The 750-nt window shown below is 68.5% G+C and carries 1 protein-coding gene; it reads right to left on the bottom strand.

Features of this window, described 5'->3' with window-relative positions; genetic code table 11:
* On the bottom strand, positions 1 to 506 hold a 506-nt coding region (locus tag AC1DTN_RS37705), incomplete at its 3' end, for a VirB8 family type IV secretion system protein (RefSeq protein WP_477925234.1).
* Positions 507 to 750: the final 244 nt, after the last annotated feature.

Below are 750 nucleotides of genomic sequence, written 5' to 3'. Positions count from 1 at the left end.
AGCATATCCTTGCCGCTGTCGAGCTTGATGAAGGTGACGGAGCGCACCTGCGTGCGGATGGCGGTGCCGTCCTTGTAGACGTTCAGCGGCGACAGCGGATTGTTGGTGGCCCAGAGGGCGGCCCACTCCTGGTTCAGGCGGGGGGAGTTCTGCGCGGAGACCATTTCGTAGTCGGCCTCCGCGGTGCCGTAGAAGTAGCGCTCCCTGGCGATAACGTAGTTCTGCAGCAGGTTGCGGGTGACGACCTGCTCGACGTCGGTGGTGCCCTGGTAGGTCGGGACGATGTCCACGATGCCGCTGCTGCTGTCCACGCGGATGACCACGGGAACAGGCTGCTTCAGGGGCGTGAGCCCGGTGACGGCGGCAACCGCCAGGAGCGCGGTCGCGGCCGCTATGCCCGCGACGATCCAGGCGATCCTGGCCGAGCGCTCCGCGCGGCGAGCGCGGTCAAGCTCCCAGCTCTGGGCCTCCTTGAGGTACTTCTCAAGCGCGGGGTCCCGGTTCATGAGGCGCTCCAGAAGTCGCCGAGGACGGGTTGATGGGCGTAAGCGGGCCTTGGCTCTCCGGCGGCAGGGGCGGGCGGGTGCCGCATGCCGCCAGAAGCAGGGCCAGTGCGAGAGAAAGGCAGGACTTCACGAGGGCACTCCCGGCCTATTGGCGATGCGCGAGGTTGGGCATGGCCTGCTCCCTGGGGATCACGGCGCCGCCGCGACGCCGCGAAGCTCCGATGCCGGCGACCGATGCCACCCC

It is taken from the genome of Rhizobium sp. 01T444 (assembly GCF_056398305.1).
Note: the sequence above shows the minus strand (reverse complement) of the source record. Positions and strands in the feature narration are given on the sequence as shown.